Genomic DNA, 24,058 nt, shown 5'->3' on the forward strand with positions numbered 1-24,058 from the left:
AATAGAAGATTTTGTAATAATTCAAGAGTAATGAGTGTGGAGCTTTGTCGTAGTAGTGGATTAAAGGGGGATAACACACCTTGAAAGATGACATACAAATGAAGACGTTAATAAAGATGATTGATCAGAAGAGAGAAGAAATGATCTCAATTGCTATGGAAACTGGATTCACTAGTTCAGAGACGATTACATGCAGTCAGGAACTAGATGTGTTAATAAATAAATATCAAACGTTAAAACTAGTTGAAAATAAAACGGGTATCTACCAATCCCTTTTACATACACTATCCCTGTTCGTCATTCAACCAACATGGACAATAAATAAAATGAAGATGTAACTAATAGCCTGTTATGTGTGATTTAAATCTCATATAACAGGCTTTCTTTACAGCTAAGAAAAATAAGACAAAGGAGAATAGATATGAATAAATTACCGTACATATTATTAGACGTATTTACCGAAAAACCTTTTGGGGGAAACCAACTAGCTGTCTTTTTAAATGGAGAAGGACTAACAACAGATACCATGCAAACTATTGCGAAAGAATTAAATCTTTCTGAGACAGTCTTTATGTTTCCGCCCACAAAAGATCGTCCTCATTTTAAATTAAGAATCTTTACTCCCGCAATGGAACTTCCATTTGCTGGCCATCCTACAATTGGAACCGCATTTCTACTTGGAGAAAAAAACCTTGTGCCAGGGCTTACTAACGGCATGAATACAGTTGTAGTAGAAGAGAATATTGGCAAAATAACTTTAAATTTATATATACAAAATGGAAGCATGGTAAAAGCCGAAATGGTTCAACCTATTCCCGAAATTGTGGGTAAGGTAGAAGATGTTTCCGCAGTAGCTTCTCTTCTCTCACTTCCGGAAGAAGCAATTGATTCAAGTTTACCAATTCAATCTATTTCAGCGGGAATTCCGTTTTTATTTATTCCCGTAAAGTCACTATCTGATATGGAGAATATCAAATTTAGGTTGGATGTGTGGCAGGAAAGATTTTCAGCAAATGAGAATACTAGACATATTTTTGCTTTTTCTTTAGAAACGGAAGGCGATGCACAAGTTCATAGTAGGATGTTTGCACCTGCATTGGGAATCAGTGAAGATCCAGCCACAGGAAGTGCAAGTGGTCCTTTAGGTTTCTATCTTGTTCAAAATAAAGTGATACCTGTAATGAATAACCTAGTGAAGATTATTAGTGAACAGGGAATAGAAATGGGACGACCAAGTAAAATTGACATTACCCTCGAAATGACAGATGAAGGGGTAAAAAGGGTCCTTATTGGAGGTAGTGCATTCATTATGGGTGAGGGGACATTGTTTCTAAATGAATAAATTTTAATAAGGCTCTTTTGTAGAATTTTGTTGCTTTTCAATCTTATAATTCAGCAATTTCGCCATTACTATACGAAAACAGCCTTTATTAAAGTTGATGTGATTCATTATTTTGATTAATAATTAAAGGAGTCTGCATATGGAACAGGTAGTCAATCAGCTTTTTTCAGAGGAGTTAATTCACAAGGCGGGAAAAAACTTTGGTGCAGAAACACAAAGTTATAGAAAACTAGGCGATTTTGAAAGTTATATTTTTGAAGTCTCTTATAATGGGAAGCCTACCATACTTCGATTAACTCATAGCTCACACCGATCATCTCAACAAATTGAAGCAGAACTTGAATGGGTGGATTACCTTCATCAACATGGTGTACATGTATCTAAACCTTATCAATCCGATGAAGGAAGCTATGTGGTCAAGCTTCCTGTTCAAGGTAGCTACTTTTTTGCTAGTTTATTCGAAAAAGCACCTGGTGAACCTGTTAAGGTGCAATCAGAAGAATTTAATGAAAAGCTCTTTCAAGAATGGGGAAGATGTACAGGTCAGCTACACCGCCTAACAAGAGGCTTTTTGCCAAAGGGGGAAAAGCGACCATTATGGAGTGAAGAAGAGCTTCTTTACCCTGAACGAATACTACCAGTTAAAGATTCCAGCCTAATGAAAGCTGCTAATCTACTAGTAAGCCAGGTGAAGAATTTACCAATAAGCACTGATAACTTTGGACTTATTCATAGCGATATTCATTCTGGGAATTTCTTTTTACATGAGGGGAACATGCAATTATTTGATTTTGACGATTCTCAATATTTCTGGTTCACTCATGATATAGCAGTACCTATTTATTATAGTTCCTGGTACAAGTTTCAAGAGGGGAACCGGGAAGTACGAACAGAGTTCGCAAAGGGTCTCCTCGAACACTTTTTAATTGGATATGAGAAAGAATATCATGTAGAAGATGAATGGTTGAAGAGAATTCCACTATTCTTAAATGTAAGAGATTTAGTGTTATACAATGTATTTCATAAAAAAATGGATGTAGAGAATGCAAATGATCGATTGAAATCTTTATTAAATGAAATAAAGGTAAGAATTCTCACTCAAGACTCCATTGTAGATCTACGGTTGTAAGCTCATCCTTTTGATGGGCTATTTTTCCTTCTATAGCTAAAGCTTTAATCAATCTATAGGAAACCTGTCATGTTGAAAGATGATTTGACAGTTCAAGGTATGTTTAGTATTATATCTTTAATTCAAGATATATAAGGGATTTGATAGATATATGGAAAATCGTAAAGAATTAGACACAGCTTTAAAGCTTTTTGTCGTACTATCTCGTGCCTACCGAAGTGTAAGTGACCAAGCTAATAAATCCATTCAAAGCTTTGGATTAAATCCGACAGAATTTGCTGTATTAGAACTTTTATTTAATAAAGGGGAAACACCATTACAGCAAATAGGTGGAAAAATATTAATCGCCAGCGGGAGTATTACCTATGTTGTTGACAAGCTAGAAACAAAAGGACTGCTCGTAAGACGACAATGTAAAAAAGATCGACGTGTAACCTATGCTGCATTAACAGAATCAGGTACGGAATTTATGGAAAAAATATTCCCTGAACATGAGCAATATATTCACGAAATTGAAGCGAGTCTGTCTTTTGAAGAAAAGGAACAGCTAATTGTACTCCTAAAAAAGCTCGGACATGGTGTAAAGTCATAATAAAACACTTAACTTTCCTATATAAACCTAGGAAGGTTTTTTTTCGTATAGATTTTTACTCCGTTTTAAAAGCGAAAGTGCTCTTTTCTAAAAATGATCACTTCGGCTCTATAGTATTAGAGAATGGAGGTGTAGTAGAAAAATTAGTTTAGAGAGCAACAAAGCTCTAGAAAAAAGCCAAATAAAAAGAGTCAATCCACAAACAAGATTGACTCTTTTTACATTCTAACTACTGACCATTAAACTCATTCGGAAGAATTAGTACTTCTACACGACGGTTTTTGGCTCTTCCTTCAGATGTGGTATTCGTATCAACAGGTTGGTATTCACCAAAGCCTTTTGCGCTAAATCTTCGTTCATCTAGATTGTCATTTTCCAATAGTAGCTTCATGAAGTTGACTGCCCGCATAACACTTAGATGCCAATTTGAGTCAAACTGTGAGTTACTAATAGGTACATTGTCTGTATGTCCACTAATGATAACATTTCGAGGTGGATCACTAACTAATAATTGTGATAAATCTTTGATTAAAGATTCTTCATTTAACTTCACTTCGGCAACTCCCGAATCAAAAAATACATCATTTAAAATAGTAATAAGTAAACCTTCATCGGTTAAAGTGGTTTCTAGTCGCGTATCAAGTTTTTTCTCTTTAATATATTTGTTAATTTTCTCTTGAAGTTCTTTTAGCTCGTTCTGTTCCTGTTCATCAAACTCAGGATTTTCATTTTCTTCGTTTTGATCATCCTCTTTGTTTGCCGACTGAGGTTGTTCCTCTGGAAGAGGACTTGGATATTCCATTAAACCTGTTCCACCATTAAATGCACTACTGAAGGACTGTGCCATTTGTTGAAATTTTTGAGCGTCAACAGAGCTACTAGCAAATAATACGATAAATAATGCCAATAATAATGTTAGTAAGTCTGCATAAGGAATAAGCCAGGATTCATCAACGTGTTCTTCGTGATGATGCTTCTTCTTCTTTTTACTCATCGTTAGTACCACCTTGACCTTGAGATGCAAAATATTTCTCGCGCTCATGATGTGGTAGGTAGCTTACTAGTTTTTGTTCTAACATAGTAGGAGATTGACCGTCCAATACTGATAATACTCCTTCTATCATTACACGTTTAACATGTGCTTCTTCTTTTGACTTTCTCTTTAGTTTGTTTGCAAATGGGTGATAGATTACATATCCGAAGAAGATACCAAATAATGTGGCTACGAAAGCTGCTGCAATCGCTGCGCCTAGTGCATCAATATCCGCCATGTTACCAAGAGCGGCAATTAGACCTACTACCGCACCTAACACCCCAAGAGTTGGTGCATACGTACCAGCTTGTGTAAAAATACCTGCTCCGGCAAGATGTCGCTCTTCCATTGCCTCAATTTCTTCATCCATCACATCGCGGATAAACTCAGGAGACTGCCCATCTATAGCGAGACTTAATCCATTCTTTAAGAAAGGATCATCCACTTCATTTAACTGCGCTTCAAGTGCTAATAATCCTTCTTTACGAGCAATATTAGCCCAATTAACAAAGGTTGGAACAAGATCTATCACTTGAATACTGCCTTTGCTTGTAAAAATAATTTTAAGAAGTTTGGGTAACTTTTTTAATTCATGACCTGGAAAGGCTATGGAAACTGCCCCTGCTGTACCAACCATAATGATGAAAAATGCGGCAGGATTTAAAAGAACAACTGGAGATACGTGTTTAAATATCATCCCTACTAATAAACCTGAAAAACCAAGAATAATACCGATCAAAGAAGCTTTATCCATACTTTATCACCTAACTTTATATTTTTCTGTTGTTCGACAAAAAGAGATTCATATCTACAATTAGTGATCTATTATCCTATTTGTTTTATCGGCAAGGTACAGTAGATTGTTTAAGGATTTATACGATTATTTTCATGAATTTAGATAGATGGATTAAAATAAGATGAAATTAAAGAGCAATTATAGGATAATCGAAACATAGTAGTAAATCTGTGTCACGTACATCAAAGAGGAGTGAATCTAATGAGATTTGAAGAATTTGATTATAAAAGACCTAATTTAGAGGAAATAGAGAAAATTGTATGCGCTTTATTAGAACAATTCGATCATGCGAATAGTGCTGTGGAGCAAAATGCAATCATGAAGCAGATTAATGCTATTAGAAATGACTACAGCACTATGTACAATATTTGCTATGTGCGCCATACAATTGATACGACCGATGAGTTTTATCAATCGGAGAATGATTTCTTTGATGAAGCCAATCCGATTATGCAAAAGATTACGACAAGCTTTTATAAGAAATTAGTTGCTTCTCCATATAGAAGCGAGCTTGAGACAAAATGGGGAAGTCATTTGTTTAATTTAGCTGAGCTTGAGCTAAAGACTTTTTCTCCTGACATCATAGAAGATTTGCAAGCTGAAAATAAACTTTCAAGTGAATATACGAAGCTTGTAGCATCTGCAAAACTAACATTCAACGGTGAGGAAAAAACACTAGCGCAATTATATCCTTTCACGATTACAAAGGACCGTTCTGTTCGTAAGCAAGCTAGTGAGCTTTATTACGGCTTTTTTGCTGAAAATACAGAACAGTTTGATGAAATTTATGACAAACTAGTAAAAGTTCGTACTAAGATCGCGAAAAAATTAGGATATGATAACTTTGTAACGCTAGGCTATGACCGTATGTTAAGAACAGATTATGGTGCTGAGGATGTTAAGCGTTTTAGAGATCAGGTAAAGGAATTTATTGTTCCTCTAGCGACAAAATTAAAAGAGCGTCAGCGTGAGCGTATCGGTGTAGAACAGCTCTATTACTATGATGAAGGATTTAATTTTGAAAGTGGTAATCCTGAACCAAAAGGAAGTCCTGAATGGATTGTTGAGAATGGAAAGACGATGTATAATGAGCTTTCTCCTGAAACGAGTGAGTTTTTTGATTACATGATTGATAATAATCTAATGGACTTAGTAGCTAAAAAAGGTAAAGCTAGTGGTGGATATTGTACATACATAGCTAATTATAAATCACCATTTATCTTTTCTAACTTCAATGGTACGTCAGGAGACATTGATGTACTAACACATGAGGCGGGGCACGCGTTCCAGGTTTATTCAAGTAGAGAGTATGAAGTACCTGAATACAACTGGCCAACGTTTGAAGCTTGTGAAATCCATTCGATGAGCATGGAATTTTTTACTTGGCCTTGGATGGAGAAGTTCTTTAAAGAAGATACGGAAAAATATAAGTTTTCACACTTAAGTAGTGCTCTATTATTTCTTCCATATGGAGTAGCAGTTGATGAGTTCCAACACTTTGTTTATGGAAACCCTGATGCGACGCCACAAGAAAGAAAAGAGCAGTGGACAAAGCTTGAAGAAAAATATTTACCGCATCGAAATCATGGAGAAAATCAATATTTATTGAATGGAGGTTTTTGGCAAAAACAGAGCCATATCTACACTTCCCCATTCTACTATATTGACTATACATTAGCGCAAATTTGTGCATTCCAATTTTGGGTACGTGCAAGAGAGAATAATGATGCAGCGTGGAAAGACTATTATACACTCTGTCAAGAAGGAGGAAGCAAGCCTTTTACAGAGCTTGTAAAAGTAGCTAACCTTCATTCTCCTTTTGAACATGGGTCTGTTCAAGCTGTAGTCACAGAGATCGAATCTTACTTAAACCAAGTAAATGATAAAGAACTTTAAAAAGCCTTAAGGAACGCTGGAATCACTATTTTGTGGTTCCAGCGTTTTTTCATTAAATGTACAAATTCAGCCATGGAATCTGGGGTTAGTTGGTTATTTTAAGTTAAATAAGACTCTGTCTAATTCTATCTTCCAAGGTGAAAGAGGAGTGTCTCTGTAGAGAGGGATATAAATATCACCTTTCATTTTTCCTTGGTTCTTAGAATACATGGTTACTTCTACGTTTGTTTCAGATGTTAAGATATCTTCATGTATATTATTCATTTCTTTGAATGTAATAGTATCTACGTCATGCAAAAAATCGAGAAAATGCTGATCTTGTTTCCAGTTAGAAGGGAGTACTAAGTCCAATATATATGTGTCTTGTTGATTCATACCTTCTAAAAATACGTGAACAAGTTCTTGATAGCTGAGACTTCCTACATACTCTTCTAATGTTCCTGCCGATTTTAAAATCATTAATTTATGAGAAAAGTCCATGTAGTCTCTTTTGTGAGTAGAGCTACCATAAAAATGAATGCAAAAGTGACCAGGGAAATTATTTTGGATAGCTCCTGCACCATGTGGCATTCCATGCATAGAAGCAGGAATTAAGAAATCCTCGAATTGGACGAATATCGCTCTTCGTTTCCAACTCCACTTTCCCCCGTATATATCTTTCATCATTTTTGTGTCTTTTGAAGTTAATGGTTGAACGTCCGTATGGTCACGTCCTGCTCTTCTTTGTACTTTAAAGCTTTTACCTGTCTCCAGGTCAATCACTGTAAATTTAGTGTACTTAGGTAATAATAAATTGACCTCTTCCCATCTTAATAAATCAATTTCAAAGCTAATGTGTGGAGTTGAATAGTTATCTTCAGCAACAACGACATAAGTGGGAAAGAGAATGAAGAAAAATACTGAAATAAGACTCCATTTCAAAGTTTTCATGCTTTCACCCTCAAGAAATTTCTTATTTTTAACTCATGATTCCCGAACTTACAGAGTTATATGAGTGGTTATGTCTTTCAATTATTGGAATACATTGAGGAGTTTTGAATGAATAAAAAGGAATGTTTCATACTAAGGCGTATGGGTGCAAATCAAAAAAGTTTTATAGGAGGGATTTATTTGAAAGAGGAAAACCAAAAATTAACGAATCTTAGCTATGAATCAGATGGTAAAATGGGAAAAGATCGTGAGGAAAAAGAGCAAGCATCAGAAGCAAAGGATTTCTTTAATATAACCCCTGACAGTGAATAGGAAAATGGCCAAGTTATGCTTGGCTTTTTTATAAATGTGATTACCTTCTCGTTATACCTAAGGCTTAACGAGGCGTCTTGAATTTAAACTTTGCTTGTTACTAAAACTACTATTTCTTACGAGCCTTTTATTTTTGTGGGCTATGTACTGGTTTTCCTTTTATTAGTATAATAGATAGTACTTATATGAAAAGGATGATTTATGTGAGCCATAAAATCGTTCAATTAGATAACTATAAATTAGAACAGATATTCACTGGGTTAAGATGGGTATTTTTACTTGTAGCGGTCATCTTTTTTTATTACCCTCCTGTGGCTTCAGTTCTTAATTATACTAAATATTCATTTTCAATATTATTAACTTTTGGACTAGTTTATATGACGATTACCCAATTAGTCCTTCTCTATAAGGGGGCTAATAAACGTATTTTTGGAATAATCATGAAGACGGGTATAATTTTTGATTTAGTTGCTGCTAGTTGGCTGTTAATTCTGAGCGGTGGTGCACAAAGTAATTTATTTCCTATTTTCTATTTAATCATTATGCATGCTACAATTTATTGGAGAATTTCAGGGGCAATATTCTCATTTATGACGATGCTTGTTACATATACAATTATTTTTCTGTTAGATCCAACTGGAATAAATGGGATCACGCTTATTGATTATTCGTTGAATGTCATCTTTTTATTCATAATAGGCTTACTTGGAGCTGTTATCGTAACGAGGGAACGTTTGCAGTATTCTAAGTCTAACCAGTATCGCGATAAGCTAAATAGAGACTACCTGACCGGGTTATATAACCATCGCCATTTTCAAGAACAACTACTTCACCAAAAGGATATAACGGTTGGAATGATTGACATTGATTATTTTAAACAAGTTAATGATACATATGGACATGTTGTGGGGGACAGCGTTCTAAGAGAACTCGGACAGTTGCTTGAGGATGCAATTCCATCTAATAAAGGAATGGTATTTCGCTATGGAGGGGAAGAATTTTCAATCATCTTTTTTTCTACTAGTTTACAAGATATAAAGGCTTATATCCTAAAAATCTATGATAACCTAAATGAACATATATTTTATTCAGACCAGCAAACCTTTCATATTACGATAAGCATGGGAATAGCGAATGAAGAATCTTTTCATTTAGAAAGAAAAGAACTGACTAAAATTGCCGACGAGCTTTTATATGAGGCAAAGAATACGGGGAAAAACAGGGCAATCTTCTCAAACGGAGAGACTGTAATCAATGAACAGGCTAAAGAAGTAGTATTTAATTAAAGGCTCTTTTCTTATAGATTGTTGCTTCGAAAAAAGCCCAAAAGCCGGATTTTTACTTACTAGTTTAATGTCACCTGCTTGTCATCTAGACAGCTGCTCTTTCTATCCATTAATTTAGTAGTAGAGAGAGTTTAATTCGTTATAAAACCAAGTTAAATTATTTCACTATGTTTGCGAGGAATTTTCTCATGTATTCGATGAAGAAGATTATATTAACAGCGTGGATAGGGACGACTTTAGGGGCAATTATATTAATAGGTGTTAGCATCTTTCTTTTTGAAGAAATTCCGAAAGATTTTTATGCACTAATGGTTGTCCTTATACTAGGCTATTTACCATTTATACTAATCTATCAATATTTATCAATTGTAAAACAACGATTTTTGTTTCTTATTATCACTTATATCATACTTGGATTAGTTCTTTATCTAGCTCCATATATTGGTCATGTGATTTTCTATTTTGGGCTAATCTATGCAGCTTTATTTAAAGAGAAAATTTATTTCGTATTTTCATTCCTGATTTCAATAGTTATCTATACCGCTATCATTTATGTACATCCGATTATTTCTCTATATCCATTTATGGAGATCGTCCAGTTTTTTGTTTTTCTCAGTTATACCATCTTCCTTTATTTTGTTTCTAAAATGATGGTTCGCCAGGAGAAAATAAACTCAATGTATACTAAGACAATGGAGGCTCTTGTGCTTGCAATTGAGGCAAAGGATGAATATACGAGAGGACACTCTACTCGTGTAGCTGAATACAGTATAATCTTAGGTAAAACATTGAAAGAAAGCGGGTTTCCTGTCGATTTGGAAGTACTTCGAATTAGTTCATTACTACATGATATAGGTAAGGTTAATATTTCAAATAATATTTTACAAAAGCAAGGGAAATTAACAATTGAAGAATATGAGGAAATAAAAAAACATCCAGTGTTTGGAGCAGAAATCGCTAAGAGCCTAGAATTTCCTGATGAAATTATCAATCCCATTTTATTTCATCATGAAAGAAAAGATGGTAAAGGATATCCTAATAAACTAGTGGGAGATGAAATTCCATTATTAGCTAGAATTATCTCTATTGCTGATACCTTTGATGCACTCACTACAAACAGGTCTTATCGTAGAGCGTACTCTACATTTGAAGCTAGAAATATAATCCTAGAGAACAGTGGGACTCAATTTGATGACCAACTTACACCATACTTTATTGATTGTTTCCCTAAGTTGAAAAAAAGGGCTGAGCAACTAATAGAGCTTGAAAAGAAATTATCAAAGGTGATGGATGAAGAAGTAAAAGCCTTACATTAAGAGACAGTGAGCATAAGACTCACTGTCTTTTTCATGCAGCTTCTACAGCTTACATTCTTTTGATTCTCATGAATTTTTTCGTCTTTCACTGTAATCTCTATGTGGCACGTCCAAGAGAGGGTAAGCAATTGGGTCTTCAATTTGCTCTTGAATGACTCTTCGTAAAGGTCTAGCCCCGAAATGAGGGGAGTATCCTGAGTTGGCTAATATTCGTTTAGATCATTTAGCATCAGAGATACAATGGAGGTCATATGATCTTCATTTAGTTGATTAAATTCGATGATTCCATCAAACCTGTTTAAAGAAATTTCTTCTCCACGCTATACTTAACTGGAAATAGGTTGGATACATAATAAATAAAAAATCTCGACATGATAGTAAGGAATTACTCAAAAAGGAGACTTAGATATGACACAATCTAAACGACAAAAAGAACGACAGTGGAGAACAAGAAAAGAAGCACAAAATCCTCATGGAAAAGTCAAGTCCTTCGATGAGCTTGGTGAGGGAGTAACGGAAGAAAAAGATAACAACGAAAACAGATAATTTGAATACAAGTTAGGCGATGAAAAGTAGAGTGATGATACTCTACTTTTTTTATGTTCAAGAAGTCGTAAAAGGAATGCCCATCATATTTAGTGTGGGATTTACTTATTCGTAGTCTAAATCTATATGACAACTCTAACAGTAAGTCAGACAACTACTGGTTGGATTGTTTTGCTATTCTTTCGTTCAAAAGTATCTTATTATAGTGGGATTATGCTATAATAACCGAAGTGTATATTAGAATGGAGGATTAGAACAGGTATGTTATCAGTACAAAATATAGGGCTACGATATGGTGATCGTAAGCTTTTTGATGATGTAAATATTAAGTTTACTCCCGGGAACTGTTATGGGCTAATAGGAGCAAATGGGGCAGGGAAATCTACGTTTTTAAAGATTTTGTCAGGAGAAATTGAGGCTCAAGAAGGTAATGTAATTATTACGCCTGGTGAGCGATTAGCTGTTCTTAAACAGAACCACTTCGAATATGAAGAATTTGAAGTGATAAACACAGTCATTAAAGGTCATGCTCGACTTTATGAAGTGATGCAAGAAAAGGATGCCATCTATATGAAGGCTGATTTCACGGATGAAGACGGAATGAGAGCAGCGGAACTTGAGGGAGAGTTTGCCGAATTAAACGGTTGGGAAGCTGAATCAGAAGCTGCCATCCTATTAAAGGGATTAGGTATCGGTGAAGATTTACACCACAAGAAAATGGCTGACTTAACAGGTGGAGATAAGGTTAAGGTATTATTAGCACAAGCGCTATTCGGTAAACCAGATATCCTTTTACTTGATGAGCCGACCAACCACTTGGATATTCATGCTATCCGCTGGTTAGAAGAGTTCTTAATTAACTTTGAAAATACTGTTATTGTTGTTTCCCATGATCGTCACTTCTTAAATAAGGTATGTACTCACATTGCAGACCTTGACTTCGGGAAAATACAAGTTTATGTGGGGAACTATGATTTCTGGTATGAATCCAGTCAATTAGCAGCTAGAATGTCTCAAGATGCAAACAAGAAGAAAGAAGAGAAGATTAAAGAGCTTCAAGCTTTTATTGCGCGTTTTAGCGCCAACGCTTCTAAATCAAAACAAGCGACTTCTAGAAAGAAGCTTCTTGATAAAATTGAACTTGATGATATTAAACCATCATCACGTAAATACCCATATATTAATTTTGCTCAGGAACGTGAAGTAGGTAATGATCTCCTTCGAGTAGAAGGAATAACTAAAACAATTGACGGAGTTAAGTTACTTGATAATGTAAGCTTTACTGTTAATAAGGCAGATAAAATTGCTTTTGTTGGTAGAGATGAGATTGCTAAATCTACTCTATTTAAGATTTTAATGGGCGAAATGGAAGCAGATAGTGGAACCTACAAATGGGGAGTAACGACAAGCCAAGCCTATTTCCCGAAGGATAATTCCAAGTTCTTCGAAAACAACGAATTAAATCTAGTAGACTGGCTACGTCAGTATTCGCCAAATGACCAGACGGAAAGCTTTTTACGAGGATTCCTCGGAAGAATGCTGTTTTCTGGTGAGGAAGTTATGAAAAAGGCGAAAGTACTGTCTGGGGGAGAAAAAGTTCGTTGCATGCTTTCTAAAATGATGTTAACGGGTGCAAATGTACTTCTTCTAGATGAGCCGACGAACCATTTAGACTTAGAATCCATTACTGCTTTGAATAATGGGCTCATCTCTTTCAAAGGGACGATGTTATTCACTTCACATGACCATCAATTTGTTCAAACAATCGCAAATCGAATTATTGAGATTACTCCAAATGGAATTGTGGATAAGCAATCGACATATGATGAATACCTTGAAAATGAAGCCCTTCAAAAACAAGTAGAAGCTTTATATTCTGCATAATTGGAAAAAGCGCAACGGATTTGTTGCGCTTTTTCTTCATTTTTATAGAAGTTTAGTTCTGAAAATTTAAGTCTACTCTTTCTCCTTTAACGAGATAGATAATGTTCTCCGCGATATTTGTCACATGGTCGCCTACTCTTTCAAGATATCTGCATATAAAAGCAAGCTGGGTAAGTTGCGGGACTGCTTCTGGTCTGACAGCCATTAAATTTAGGAGCTTTTGAATAGTCTCTCCATACAAACGGTCAACCACATCATCTTTTGCTGCAATCTCATAGGCGTTTTGTATATCTTCCTCATGGTAAGCGGTTAAGGAATCAGAAAGCATTTGTTGAACAACTTTTGCCATTTCGGGGATTGCTTCAGTTGAAGTATAGAAAGGTTGTTTTCCGATAAACAATGTGGATTTTGCGATGTTAACAGCTAAATCTCCCACTCTTTCAATGTCAGAAGAAATTTTAACAGCGACCATTAAACGTCGAAGGTCAGATGCAACAGGTTGCTGTTTTACAATATTCTTGATAACCATATCGTTAATTTCTTTCTCGAGCTCATTAATTTCCTTATCATCATAAATAATTTTTTGTGCAAGCTCTAGATCTTGTGATTGTAAAGCAATGATCGATTGGTCAATCGCATGCTTTGATTGATAAACCATTTCTAGAAGTTTTTCTTTGAGTGATATCAATTGTTCATCAAACTGTGTACGGGTGCTCATGTATAATCTCCTCCTGTTTACAATCTTTATGGGAAAAATCATAAAATAATACCTGATAACAAAAAAGTCCCTACGTATTTACAAAATATATCAAAAGTTTTCAGATATTTGTAATCATTTTCAACGACAATTCCTGCAAGGGATTGTTGAAAAGGGTCAATTCCACTCGAAATAAATAGGAAGAACTAAGTATAAATATACAAGTTGTATACAAAGTACATATAAAGTAACGGTGACAGGAAAGTAAAAGAATGATAAACATCCAGTAAATTTATTTTTACCTCTGATTATTTTCACTTGTCGAAACCGTGAATTATGTTATAGTTAATAGGGTGAAAATATAGACATTGTTTTGTGCATAACGAAACGAGAGGTTCGTAAACTCCCTCTATAAAAAACTATTGGTCAAGCGATATCTAATGGTATCGTTTTATTCTGTGCTGCCAATAGTAATAGGGAAATAGCTCTCGTTTCTTTTAATAAAGAAAGGGGCTTTTTTTATGACTTTAAAGAAAGCAGTGGTAGTCTTTAGTGGTGGTCAGGATAGTACGACCTGCCTGTTATGGGCGCTTAAGCACTTTGATGAAGTAGAAACGGTTACATTTAATTACAACCAAAAACATAAATTAGAAATAGATTGTGCTGCCTCGATTGCAAACGAACTTAATGTGAAACACACAGTGCTAGATATGTCACTATTAAATCAATTGGCTCCGAATGCACTGACCCGAGATGATATTGAGATTGAACAAAAAGAAGGAGAACTTCCAACTACGTTCGTGGATGGTCGAAACTTGTTATTCTTATCATTTGCAGCTGTTCTCGCTAAACAAGCTGGGGCCCGTCATATTGTTACAGGAGTATGTGAAACTGATTTTAGTGGATATCCAGATTGTCGAGATGTCTTTATTAAATCTCTAAATGTAACGTTAAATCTCTCAATGGATTATAATTTCGTCATTCATACTCCTCTGATGTGGATCAATAAAGAAGAAACTTGGGCTCTTGCTGATGAACTGGGTGGTCTAGACTTCGTCAGAGAAAAAACGCTGACTTGTTACAACGGGATCATTGCAGATGGGTGTGGCGAATGTCCAGCATGTGTTTTACGTAGAAAAGGTCTTCATGATTATTTAGAAAGTAAGGAAAGGAGTGAGTAGATGCTTCAGCAGTTTTATCCGCAGGTACTCCATTCTTATTCATATGAACTTAATAAAGATATGCATTTTGCAGCAGCTCATTTTATTCCACATGCTGATGCTGGAAAGTGCAGTGAACTTCATGGTCACACGTACTTCGTAAATATTACAGTCGTGGGTGACGAGCTGAATTCAGCAGGTTTTCTCGTTAATTTTCAGGATTTAAAGAAGGTTGTTCATTCACGCTATGATCACACCATCATGAATGACCATAAAGAGGACTTTAATGATGAGTCTTCTAATCATTTTCCGACAACTGAAGTAATTGCGAGAAGAATTTGGGAGAATATTGAAGCGCATCTAAAAACATTGCCTAATCAGCCAAAGTGCTTGCAGGTGTTAGTAAGAGAAACACCTACAAGCTACGTTGTTTACCGTCCGAAAGTGAGTGAAAAGTAGTGAACAAGACTATTCCAGTATTAGAAATTTTTGGACCGACGATTCAAGGTGAAGGGGCAGTTATTGGTACTAAAACCATGTTTGTCCGAACAGCAGGCTGTGATTATCAGTGTAAATGGTGTGATTCTGCGTTTACATGGGACGGCTCTGCGAAGGATGAAATTAAGCAACTGACGGCAGAAGAGATTTGGAGCGAACTAAAACTTCTTGGTAAAGATCAGTTTTCGCATGTGACGATCTCGGGTGGAAACCCAGCATTATTAGCCAACTTATCCTCCCTCGTTACATTATTAAGAGAGAATAACATTAGAATAGGGTTAGAAACACAGGGATCAAGATGGCAGGATTGGTTAACGGATATACAAGATATAACTATATCTCCTAAACCACCAAGTTCTGGAATGCGCACTGATTTTGAGAAGCTTTCCAATATTATTGAGAATCTGACATCTCCAGATTTAGAAAACCATTTATCTTTAAAGGTTGTTGTCTTTAACAATGAAGATTTCGAGTACGCCGTAAATATTCACAAGCGTTATCCAGATGTTCCTTTTTACGTACAAGTAGGTAACGATAATGTATATGGAAATGAGCAATCCGAAATTGTCTCATCACTTTTAAATAAATATGAATGGTTAATAGATGAAGTGGTTAAGTCTAAGGATATGAATGATGTAAAAGTGCTGCCTCAACTTCATACACTAGTATGGGGAAATAAAAGAGGAGTTTAATTTTAATAGATAGGTAGGTAATGAGAATGAGTGGAAGAAAAGATTCTGAACTAGAAGGTGTAACCTTATTAGGTAACCAAGGTACTAACTACTTGTTTGAATATTGTCCAGACGTGTTAGAAACATTTGAAAATAAACATGTAAATAGAGACTACTTTGTGAAATTTAATTGTCCTGAGTTTACAAGCTTATGTCCTAAAACAAATCAACCTGATTTTGCAACGATCTATATTAGTTATATTCCAGACGAGCTAATGGTAGAGAGTAAGTCATTAAAGCTGTATCTTTTTAGCTTCAGAAACCATGGTGATTTTCATGAAGATTGTATGAATATAATTATGAACGATCTTATTGAATTAATGAATCCACGTTATATAGAAGTGTGGGGGAAATTTACACCTCGTGGGGGGATTTCAATTGACCCATATACAAACTATGGTCGACCAGGCACGAAATATGAACAAATTGCCGAACATCGCCTCATGAATCATGATATGTATCCAGAAAAGGTTGATAATCGCTAAAATTCAAAAAACGATGCTATTTCATACTAATAGCATCGTTTATTTATGTGAAGAATTTATTGGCCTAACAAGTTCGAACAGTGTAGAATTTATTCACTCTTTTTCTGATCATATGACATCACTAAATAAAATGTTTTTTTGTCTTCATGATATAAAGTAACTTTTGTTAAGATACTAGTAAGGTTTCTTGCTTCTATTTCAGTTAGTAAGAGAGACTGAAATTCCAAATCTATATCAAGTCTTTTGGCAGTCAAATACGCTTCTAACAACTGTTCGTCTGTTAACCTATTAAAGCTCATACATACACTCCTGTTTTAGGTCAAAATATTCAATTTTGTGGAATAATATAACAGAAAAATAGAGAATTCACAACTAAAAAGATAGTAGGATTGTATTTTATTAGTTCATTAGTTATATAGAGATATTGAAAAAGCACAACCTTCACTTTGAAGATTGTGCTTTTTATCTGACTCTGTTCAACTATGTTGTAATTTTCCTTTGCAAGCCTAACGGAAATCTTCCATTTCAATCAACCGTGAAGTCAACAAACATAGTTCTTAAACAGAGCGTACTATTTATGCTTTTACAGCTCCAATGATTTTGTAATTTTTATGATTAACAACTGTACGTCTTTCTAACTCAAGGTCTAGGAAATTTTCCATATATGTGAGATCAACAATGACTGAGTTTTCGTTTACTTTCTCAACTATCCCCTGTAATCCGTCTTTGAATTCAATTATGTCTCCTAATGAAGCAGTTTTCATGTGACATCTCTCCTTTCACATACCTTAAAATATAGTTTGCAATAAAATCCAGAAAAGGTAAAGGAATTTTTTAAATTCTTTGAAAAAATTTTCATAGGTAGTTCGTTATGTTATTTAGGAAATTTCTAATAAAATCTTCTTAAAAATGGAATGAAATAGGTGAATTTTACCTTTTTTCTTATTCATTATATTAATATATGGTAGTATAATGATAAATTATTTGCATTAGTGTATTTTCATAGTTTAATGAGCTCTTTTATCTTTCGTAGATCATAGAAACTATTTCTAATGTAACAATCGACCTTGTATAATGAGGAGATGATCATATGGTGAGTGCTGGTTTAGTTCTCGAAGGCGGTGGCATGCGGGGAGTGTACACAGCGGGTGTACTGGAATATCTATTAGAACAGAATCTTTATTTTCCTTATAATGTGGGTGTATCTGCTGGAGCATGTAATGCAGCTTCTTATTTATCGAGGCAGAATGGGAGAAATAAAAAAGTCAATATTGACTTCATTAAACATCCTGAATACTTGTCATTTAGAAATTTTATAAAAAAAAGACAGCTATTTGGAATGGATTTTATTTTTGATAAGATCCCAAATGAATTAGTTCCTTTTGATTTTGATACATTTTATCGTGCAGAGGAATTTTTTGAAATCGGTACAACTGATTGCGTAACGGGAGAAACAATTTATTTTAATAATAAACATCATGGTAAAGATTTGCTTACTATTATAAGAGCTTCTAGCTCTTTGCCGTTTGCAGCTCCCATTGTTTCATACGATAACAGGAAGTTATTAGATGGGGGAATATCAGATCCGATTCCTCTGAAACGTGCAGAGAATAAAGGATATTCAAAAAATGTAGTCATCCTAACTAGAAATAAAGGATATCAAAAGAATTCATCAAAAAGGTCATGGCTATCATCAAAAATTTATAGGAATTATCCCGGCTTACTTGACCAGATGGAACATAGAGCAACCTTCTATAATGAAACACTACAATATATCTCAACTAGGGAAAGTGAAGGAAACGTTTTTGTTATACAACCTCGTACTCCGTTAAAGGTGGGACGTGTTGAACGTAATCGCGATCGTCTTATTGAACTTTATAACGAGGGATACGAAGATGGAAAACGCCTTTATCCTGCATTAATAAGTTGGTTAAACGAGTAAAATCAGAAACTAAAATAAGGCATTTATCGTTATCGTTAAAAGTGAGTTTAACTTCAGAAAAAGTAGTTGTTAGGAAAGAAGAGACAAAAAAGAAGCAGCTAAAAGCTGCTTCATCTATGTGTGTAAAGGGCATTTCACTTGTTTCATTTAGTTGGATGGATTTTTCGTTACTATTTTGCGTGTATGATTATTAACTTTGTGAGTAAAATACACTTCGTATGTGTAGTATATAAGCAATGTTGTCATTCATGGTGTGTGTACTTGCTTATTATTGTTGAAGTATCTTCATGGTGTGTGTAACGTTTAACAAGCATAGATGTATATTCGTGTTTGGAGTTCTAGCCGCTTAAGCCTGTTGTTATTCATGTTGTACGTCTAGCTTAGTGGCATGGGTGTAAATTCTAGTGTGTGTCTAGCTTATCATACGCAATCAAGCAAATCATGGTGTGTGCATGCCTAGTATAAGCTGTTGTTATTCTTGATGTGTGTTCTGTGCACGTGCTATTTATAGAGCTTGATTACGGTAGGCGCACTACAAATAGTTACTATAGGTTATTATCGTCCTAATTGTTGTTCTGCCATTTGAACAAGACGTTTAGTAATTTCACCACCTACAGAACCGTTAGCACGAGATGTAGTTTCAGGTCCAAGGTCTACGCCAAATTCTTGTGCAATTTCATATTTCATTTGATCAATTGCTTGTTGTACACCAGGTACAAGTAATTGATTTGAGTTATTGTTTGCCATTGAATTTTCCCTCCCTTCATCTTTGCTTCGTGTATATGTTTTGTACATGATGAAAATTTTATGCAATCTTTTTTTATTTTTTATTTTGCTAGTTAAACATAGGTGTTATTCAGAAATAACCTTAATCTATAGAGGAGAAATATATATAATGAATACTAGTGACATTGAACATATATTAGACAAACTTAGAAACAAAGAATTGGAAGAATACCTTGTACAAAAAGAAGATTTTCTAATCTTTCGTGAAAAGCTTGTAAAACAAAGCGATTTTAAACACTTTCGTGGTGTTGCTCAACATGGAGGATCCGTTGTTTATACTTATACAGATGAACCTAGAAGCTAATTCTTTCATATGAAAGGATTAGCTTTATTTTGTATGAAGCAAAAAAGAACTACATATGTTGGGAAAGTATCACTTAAAAACACTATATAATTAGTGAAAATATCTATGTTGTTTCCCAATACAAACTCTTTTCTATACGTGATATGATTAATGAGAAAATTCCGAAAAAGGAGTTTTCTTCTACTTAACTACATAGTAGAAAATCCTATTACAAAGGGAGAGGGTTTGTAGATGAGATGGTTAAAAATACTGGGAAGCATACTAATGGTTGCAGCTTTCATTACACCCATGTATTCTACAAGTGCTGGAGCAGCAGTAGTGAATCAGGAAAAGGTACGTGTTTTAATTAGCTCAAAAAATGAGGCAGTAAAGAAAAATGTGAAGGCTGATTATGGAGTGCGTTGGGATTTTAAAGAAAAAGGATTCACTACAGAAGTAACAGAGAAGCAGTATATTGCCCTTCAAAAAAACAAAAACCTAAAAGTTGAGCTGGTTGAACAATTAACTCTTGGTGCAAAACCAGGCACTGCAACTGGTACGAGAACGGTTGTGCCTAATGACCAAACACCATGGGGGATTGAGGCTATTTATGAAAATCCGACTATACAAACAACAACTGGAGGAAGTGGAGTAAAAGTTGCTGTTTTGGATACCGGAACAATTAATCATGTTGATTTAACAAACAATTTAGAACAATGTAAAGACTTTACTCAGAGAAAATCAAGTCTTGTGTATAACTATTGTAACGATGGAAATGGTCATGGAACGCATGTAGCAGGTACTGTCCTAGCAGATGGTGGGTCTGACGGGCAAGGCGTTTACGGAGTTGCCCCAGAAGCAAAGTTATGGGCATACAAAGTATTAAGTGATCGCGGTTCTGGTTATTCAGACGATATTGCAGCTGCCATCACACATGCAGCAGATCAGTCCGTTGCGTTAGGTGTAGATGTTATTATCTCAATGTCGTTAGGTTCTAGCAGTAAGTCCTCTTTAATTGCTGATGCAGTAACATATGCTTACAATAAAGGTGTTTTAGTTATTGCGGCAGCAGGGAACAGTGGACCAAATGCTAATACGATAGGTTATCCTGGTGCACTGGTTGATGCCGTTGCTGTTGCAGCTCTAGAAGATGTACAAGAAAATGGCACATACCGTGTAGCAGATTTCTCATCTAGAGGGAATCCAGATACAGATGGAGATTATGTCATTGTTGAACGAGATGTAGAAGTATCAGCACCTGGTCGTGCTATTGAATCTACATGGTATGATGGAGGCTATAATACAATTAGTGGTACATCAATGGCAACTCCACATGTCTCAGGTTTAGCCGCAAAGATTTGGGCACTAAATCCAAATCTGACAGCATCTCAACTACGGACAGAACTTCAAACGAGAGCAAAAGCAAATGATATTCTAGGTGGTTCAGGTGCAGCGGCTGGTGATGATTATGCCTCTGGATTTGGATTCCCTACCGTTATTGCCCGTTAGAAAGTTATCTACTAAGGACAAATATGAATTACTTAAAGCCTACTGGTCACTCAGTAGGTTTTTTCTTTTTAACCATTCATATATTAGGAAGAAATAATGAAAAATCAATCAAAAAAGTGTGTTGGATAACATTACCAGTATATAGCGGAAGTATTAGTAAACAAGGAATCTTATTATCTTGAAATTGAGTGGGAAGTTTTGGTTAATGAAAACCTCTTAGTAAGCTGATAGTTTAATAGGTGAGCAAAATACTAGGAGGTTTTATAGATGAATTGGATGAAAAAACTAGCTATTGCTTCAACGCTGACTGCTACAATACTTTCTTTTAATGTCCATGCAGCAGATGCTACTACATCATCATACACCGTAAAAAGTGGCGATACCTTTACAAGAATAAGTAATCATTATGGTGTGCCTATTGCAGCTATTCAAAAGATTAATAATAGAAACAACTTTATGCTTTATGCTGGTGAAAGAATTACGATTCCTAGCATACCAACAAGCTACGAAAGAAATCTGCTTGCGAGGTTAGTATACGCAGAAGCAAAGGGTGAACCGTATGCAGGCAAAGTAGCTGTAGCCACTGTTGTGTTAAACCGTGTTGATAGTAAACTATTCCCTAACTCTGTCCACGGTGTAATTACTGAGGTCTCTTCAGGTGGACATTATGCTTTTTCTCCTGTTGCAAATGGAACGATAAAACTTGCGGCTGATGCAGCGTCTAAAAAAGCTGTTGAAGAAGCTTTGATGTACCGTGGTCAAGGAAGTGGATCTTTATATTTTTATAATCCTAAAACTGCACAAAGTGAATGGATTAAATCTAGACCGGTTACCATTAAAATAGGAAACCACGTATTTGCAAGATAATAAGTAGAGGAAGAGGAATGGTTAGCTATTCCTCTTCTTCGTTACTACAATAAATACTTGATAAATAAAGTAGCAATTCCGAAATAGGTAACAAGAGAGAAAATATCATTGATCGTTGTAATCAATGGGCCAGAAGCGACAGCTGGATCTATATTTAAACGATATAAGATAAGAGGTATGATCGTACCTGCTAACGTCCCAATAACGAGAGTAATAAAAAGTGAACTTCCGACCACAAGGCTTAGCACCATATTTCCGTCCTGCCATACATAAGCAATAACAGAAATTAACGCACTGCAAATGAGACCAATTAAGAAGCCCACTCCAAGCTCACGTGTAATAACCTTCCTAACGGCCTTTTGGTTTAATTCACGTGAAGCTAACCCTCTTACAATGACTGCTAATGATTGTGTTCCTGTGTTGCCTGTCATCCCTGCTATCATTGGCATAAAAAAAGCAAGTGCTACAACTTTTTCTAACGTATCTTCAAATCCGCTAATGATGCTGCCTGAAATAATTCCAATAAATAATAGTAATATAAGCCATGGTAACCTACGGTAGGCTGCGACCAGTGCCTTCGTATCAAAATCAATAGCTTTTCCTGTGGCTGATAGTTTTTCAATATCTTCATTTGCTTCATAGATGACGACATCAATAATGTCATCAAAGGTAATAATCCCTTTTAAAACGTGATCCTCGTCAACTACTGGAACAGCTAAGAAGTCATAGCGCTCAAAGAAAGTTGCAACTATCTCTTGGTCCATGTATACAGGAACAGATATAACACGTTCAAACATAATATCAGTTATCTTAGAATCAATATCAGCAAGGATTAAATCACGATAAGATACAACTCCGACCAATTTCTTTTGTTCATCAATAATATAAATATAATTTATTGTTTCAGAGTACTCAGCAAAGATTTTTATCTTGTCAACGGTTTGTCTTACTGTAAAATGGTCCCGAATCCAGACAAATCGGTTTGTCATTAAGCGTCCTGCTGTTTCTGGGGGGTAACTCATTAAATGTTGAACTGCCTCTGATTCCTCTTTTTTCATACCAGATAAAAGTTTTTGTATGAGTTCAGGTGATAAGACATCAAGTAAAGCGGCTAAATCGTCATTATCCATTTCATCTAATACTTTCCCTGATGTTTCAAATCCAAGTTTATGTAAGATTTCAAGTTGTAGATCATGATCTTCTAGCTCTTCAATTAGGTCTGCAATTTGATTTATAGATAAAAATGATAATAGCTGATTACGGTTTTCTTCTAGGAGAAGTCTGTATAAATTAGCAAAGTCGTATGGATGTAGTTCATCCAAGAGTCTTTGTATCTCTTCTTTTTTTCCGCCTTCTAAGAGTCTTAATAAGACAAAGCTAAATTCATTTTCGTTGTGATTGCTCAAGTAAAAGCCTCCTCCCCCAAAAAACTTCTATAAGTAAATGTAGATTAGCCATACATTCTTATTGTTGCGTTTCGTATGCTTTTCGATACCATAAAGGGAAACATGATAGGTGACCGTAAATAGTCCACAACCTATTAGGAGAATATAAGAAAAGGATCTTTTAATCCGGATTTTGAAATCAGGTGAGCATCAATATATACGAAAAGAGTCTAAGTATAAAGGAGGTACAGTATGACAAGCTTGTTTATGAAAGTTATCATTTGTCCACTAGTTGTGACTCTCTCTGCTTACATTCTTCCCAATGTCAATTTTACCAATATGTTTCAACCTATTTTAATTGGGCTAACATTAGCGATAGCAGGTACTCTTATGGAATATTTATTCCTAAGAGAAGGAAGTGTATGGACTAGTACATTTTTAGATTTTATCGCAGCAACTATCATTGTTTATGTGTTCCCTATATGGATGGATGGGGCAGTAGTGACATTTTTAGGGGCAATTGTTGTCGCATTATTTTTGGCAGTTACAGAGCACTTTTCACACATATACTTGGTTAAAACAAATAAAACACAAAAGTCCTTTTTATAATTTTTTGTAAACGACATCTATCTCCTTCAATGTGAATACCTTTT

At 35.2% G+C, this 24,058-nt stretch carries 27 protein-coding genes, 1 pseudogene and 1 riboswitch; of the genes and pseudogenes, 19 read left to right on the forward strand and 9 right to left on the reverse strand.

Annotated features, from left to right (window positions below):
- Window positions 1-80 precede the first annotated feature (80 nt).
- The 4 genes from LT143_RS14485 (at window position 81) to LT143_RS14500 (ending at window position 3,063) form a co-directional block, all read left to right on the forward strand.
- The gene (locus LT143_RS14485) at window positions 81-338 is read left to right on the forward strand and encodes an aspartyl-phosphate phosphatase Spo0E family protein (RefSeq protein ID WP_246943936.1); all 258 of its coding nucleotides are present in this window, start codon (window positions 81-83) and stop codon (window positions 336-338) included.
- 83 nt (window positions 339-421) lie between these two features.
- Window positions 422-1,342: a PhzF family phenazine biosynthesis protein gene (locus LT143_RS14490; protein WP_246943937.1), complete on the forward strand. Its 921-nt coding sequence runs from the start codon at window positions 422-424 to the stop codon at window positions 1,340-1,342.
- 139 nt (window positions 1,343-1,481) lie between these two features.
- Window positions 1,482-2,471: a phosphotransferase enzyme family protein gene (locus LT143_RS14495; protein WP_246943938.1), complete on the forward strand. Its 990-nt coding sequence runs from the start codon at window positions 1,482-1,484 to the stop codon at window positions 2,469-2,471.
- Window positions 2,472-2,622: 151 nt separating this feature from the next.
- Window positions 2,623-3,063: a MarR family winged helix-turn-helix transcriptional regulator gene (locus tag LT143_RS14500; RefSeq protein WP_246943939.1), complete on the forward strand. Its 441-nt coding sequence runs from the start codon at window positions 2,623-2,625 to the stop codon at window positions 3,061-3,063.
- Window positions 3,064-3,292: 229 nt separating this feature from the next.
- Here LT143_RS14500 and motB read toward each other — a convergent pair whose 3' ends face one another.
- A complete protein-coding gene (motB, locus tag LT143_RS14505; RefSeq protein WP_246943940.1) occupies window positions 3,293-4,057 on the reverse strand; it encodes a flagellar motor protein MotB in 765 nt (254 codons plus the stop codon).
- Window positions 4,050-4,850, reverse strand: coding sequence for a flagellar motor stator protein MotA (gene motA / locus LT143_RS14510; RefSeq protein WP_246943941.1), 801 nt, complete (start codon window positions 4,848-4,850; stop codon window positions 4,050-4,052). The genes motB and motA overlap by 8 nt, the downstream gene beginning before the upstream one ends.
- A gap of 243 nt (window positions 4,851-5,093) precedes the next feature.
- Here motA and LT143_RS14515 point away from each other — a divergent pair, with 243 nt between their 5' ends.
- Entirely contained in the window at window positions 5,094-6,788 is a 1,695-nt protein-coding gene (locus LT143_RS14515; protein WP_246943942.1) for a M3 family oligoendopeptidase, read from the forward strand.
- A 93-nt stretch (window positions 6,789-6,881) separates the two neighbouring features.
- Here the strand turns inward: LT143_RS14515 and LT143_RS14520 are convergent, their stop codons facing one another.
- Entirely contained in the window at window positions 6,882-7,718 is an 837-nt protein-coding gene (locus LT143_RS14520) for a hypothetical protein (RefSeq protein ID WP_246943943.1), read from the reverse strand.
- Window positions 7,719-7,826: 108 nt separating this feature from the next.
- Between LT143_RS14520 and LT143_RS14525 the strand changes: the two genes are divergently transcribed.
- The 3 genes from LT143_RS14525 (at window position 7,827) to LT143_RS14535 (ending at window position 10,632) form a co-directional block, all read left to right on the forward strand.
- On the forward strand, window positions 7,827-8,030 hold the full coding sequence (locus tag LT143_RS14525) for a hypothetical protein (RefSeq protein ID WP_246943944.1): 204 nt from the start codon (window positions 7,827-7,829) through the stop codon (window positions 8,028-8,030).
- Between the two features lie 203 nt (window positions 8,031-8,233).
- Window positions 8,234-9,316, forward strand: a complete 1,083-nt coding sequence (locus LT143_RS20630) for a GGDEF domain-containing protein (protein ID WP_246943945.1) — start codon at window positions 8,234-8,236, stop codon at window positions 9,314-9,316.
- Window positions 9,317-9,513: 197 nt separating this feature from the next.
- On the forward strand, window positions 9,514-10,632 hold the full coding sequence (locus tag LT143_RS14535) for an HD-GYP domain-containing protein (protein ID WP_246943946.1): 1,119 nt from the start codon (window positions 9,514-9,516) through the stop codon (window positions 10,630-10,632).
- Window positions 10,633-10,698: 66 nt separating this feature from the next.
- Here the strand turns inward: LT143_RS14535 and LT143_RS14540 are convergent.
- A pseudogene (locus LT143_RS14540) lies at window positions 10,699-10,934 on the reverse strand (hypothetical protein); the annotation flags it as partial.
- A 106-nt stretch (window positions 10,935-11,040) separates the two neighbouring features.
- On the opposite strand from LT143_RS14540, the gene LT143_RS14545 reads away from it, so the two are divergent.
- Window positions 11,041-11,178, forward strand: coding sequence for a DUF6254 family protein (locus tag LT143_RS14545; RefSeq protein WP_246943947.1), 138 nt, complete (start codon window positions 11,041-11,043; stop codon window positions 11,176-11,178).
- 261 nt (window positions 11,179-11,439) lie between these two features.
- On the forward strand, window positions 11,440-13,062 hold the full coding sequence (locus tag LT143_RS14550; protein WP_246943948.1) for an ABC-F family ATP-binding cassette domain-containing protein: 1,623 nt from the start codon (window positions 11,440-11,442) through the stop codon (window positions 13,060-13,062).
- A gap of 52 nt (window positions 13,063-13,114) precedes the next feature.
- Here the strand turns inward: LT143_RS14550 and phoU are convergent, their stop codons facing one another.
- A complete protein-coding gene (gene phoU, locus LT143_RS14555; protein WP_246943949.1) occupies window positions 13,115-13,780 on the reverse strand; it encodes a phosphate signaling complex protein PhoU in 666 nt (221 codons plus the stop codon).
- Window positions 13,781-14,144: 364 nt separating this feature from the next.
- Window positions 14,145-14,188, forward strand: a riboswitch (PreQ1 riboswitch).
- Window positions 14,189-14,280: 92 nt separating this feature from the next.
- Between phoU and queC the strand changes: the two genes are divergently transcribed.
- Genes queC through queF form a run of 4 tightly spaced genes read left to right on the forward strand, consistent with a single transcriptional unit; the run spans window position 14,281 to window position 16,633 of the window.
- A complete protein-coding gene (gene queC, locus LT143_RS14560; protein ID WP_246943950.1) occupies window positions 14,281-14,940 on the forward strand; it encodes a 7-cyano-7-deazaguanine synthase QueC in 660 nt (219 codons plus the stop codon).
- Window positions 14,941-15,378, forward strand: coding sequence for a 6-carboxytetrahydropterin synthase QueD (gene queD, locus LT143_RS14565; RefSeq protein ID WP_246943951.1), 438 nt, complete (start codon window positions 14,941-14,943; stop codon window positions 15,376-15,378).
- Window positions 15,378-16,109, forward strand: a complete 732-nt coding sequence (gene queE / locus LT143_RS14570; RefSeq protein WP_246943952.1) for a 7-carboxy-7-deazaguanine synthase QueE — start codon at window positions 15,378-15,380, stop codon at window positions 16,107-16,109. Before queD ends, queE begins: the two co-directional genes overlap by 1 nt.
- A 26-nt stretch (window positions 16,110-16,135) precedes the next feature.
- The gene (queF, locus tag LT143_RS14575; RefSeq protein ID WP_246943953.1) at window positions 16,136-16,633 is read left to right on the forward strand and encodes a preQ(1) synthase; all 498 of its coding nucleotides are present in this window, start codon (window positions 16,136-16,138) and stop codon (window positions 16,631-16,633) included.
- An 89-nt stretch (window positions 16,634-16,722) separates the two neighbouring features.
- On the opposite strand, the gene sda is transcribed toward queF, so the two are convergent.
- Together sda and LT143_RS14585 are read right to left on the reverse strand one after the other, a co-directional pair.
- A complete protein-coding gene (sda, locus tag LT143_RS14580; RefSeq protein ID WP_246943954.1) occupies window positions 16,723-16,932 on the reverse strand; it encodes a sporulation histidine kinase inhibitor Sda in 210 nt (69 codons plus the stop codon).
- 276 nt (window positions 16,933-17,208) lie between these two features.
- Window positions 17,209-17,397 carry a YkvS family protein gene (locus LT143_RS14585; protein WP_246943955.1) on the reverse strand — a complete coding sequence of 63 codons (189 nt, stop codon included), beginning with the start codon at window positions 17,395-17,397 and terminating at the stop codon, window positions 17,209-17,211.
- Window positions 17,398-17,723: 326 nt separating this feature from the next.
- Between LT143_RS14585 and LT143_RS14590 the strand changes: the two genes are divergently transcribed.
- Window positions 17,724-18,575, forward strand: coding sequence for a patatin-like phospholipase family protein (locus LT143_RS14590; RefSeq protein ID WP_246943956.1), 852 nt, complete (start codon window positions 17,724-17,726; stop codon window positions 18,573-18,575).
- A gap of 555 nt (window positions 18,576-19,130) precedes the next feature.
- Here the strand turns inward: LT143_RS14590 and LT143_RS14595 are convergent.
- Complete coding sequence (locus tag LT143_RS14595; RefSeq protein ID WP_246943957.1) at window positions 19,131-19,322, reverse strand: alpha/beta-type small acid-soluble spore protein; 192 nt, start codon at window positions 19,320-19,322, stop codon at window positions 19,131-19,133.
- Window positions 19,323-19,470: 148 nt separating this feature from the next.
- Here LT143_RS14595 and LT143_RS14600 point away from each other — a divergent pair, with 148 nt between their 5' ends.
- The 3 genes from LT143_RS14600 (at window position 19,471) to LT143_RS14610 (ending at window position 22,020) form a co-directional block, all read left to right on the forward strand.
- Window positions 19,471-19,665 carry a hypothetical protein gene (locus LT143_RS14600; RefSeq protein ID WP_246943958.1) on the forward strand — a complete coding sequence of 65 codons (195 nt, stop codon included), beginning with the start codon at window positions 19,471-19,473 and terminating at the stop codon, window positions 19,663-19,665.
- A 231-nt stretch (window positions 19,666-19,896) separates the two neighbouring features.
- A complete protein-coding gene (locus tag LT143_RS14605; RefSeq protein ID WP_246943959.1) occupies window positions 19,897-21,153 on the forward strand; it encodes a S8 family peptidase in 1,257 nt (418 codons plus the stop codon).
- 267 nt (window positions 21,154-21,420) lie between these two features.
- Complete coding sequence (locus LT143_RS14610; protein ID WP_246943960.1) at window positions 21,421-22,020, forward strand: cell wall hydrolase; 600 nt, start codon at window positions 21,421-21,423, stop codon at window positions 22,018-22,020.
- A gap of 44 nt (window positions 22,021-22,064) precedes the next feature.
- Here LT143_RS14610 and mgtE read toward each other — a convergent pair whose 3' ends face one another.
- Window positions 22,065-23,426 (reverse strand): magnesium transporter, encoded by a 1,362-nt coding sequence (gene mgtE, locus LT143_RS14615; RefSeq protein WP_246943961.1) that lies wholly within the window; start codon window positions 23,424-23,426, stop codon window positions 22,065-22,067.
- Window positions 23,427-23,657: 231 nt separating this feature from the next.
- Here mgtE and LT143_RS14620 point away from each other — a divergent pair, with 231 nt between their 5' ends.
- Window positions 23,658-24,014, forward strand: a complete 357-nt coding sequence (locus LT143_RS14620) for a DUF2512 family protein (RefSeq protein WP_246943962.1) — start codon at window positions 23,658-23,660, stop codon at window positions 24,012-24,014.
- The last annotated feature ends 44 nt before the right edge of the window (window positions 24,015-24,058 follow it).

This window comes from Bacillus pinisoli, from assembly GCF_023036475.1.
Lineage (GTDB): Bacteria > Bacillota > Bacilli > Bacillales > SA4 > Bacillus_BS > Bacillus_BS pinisoli.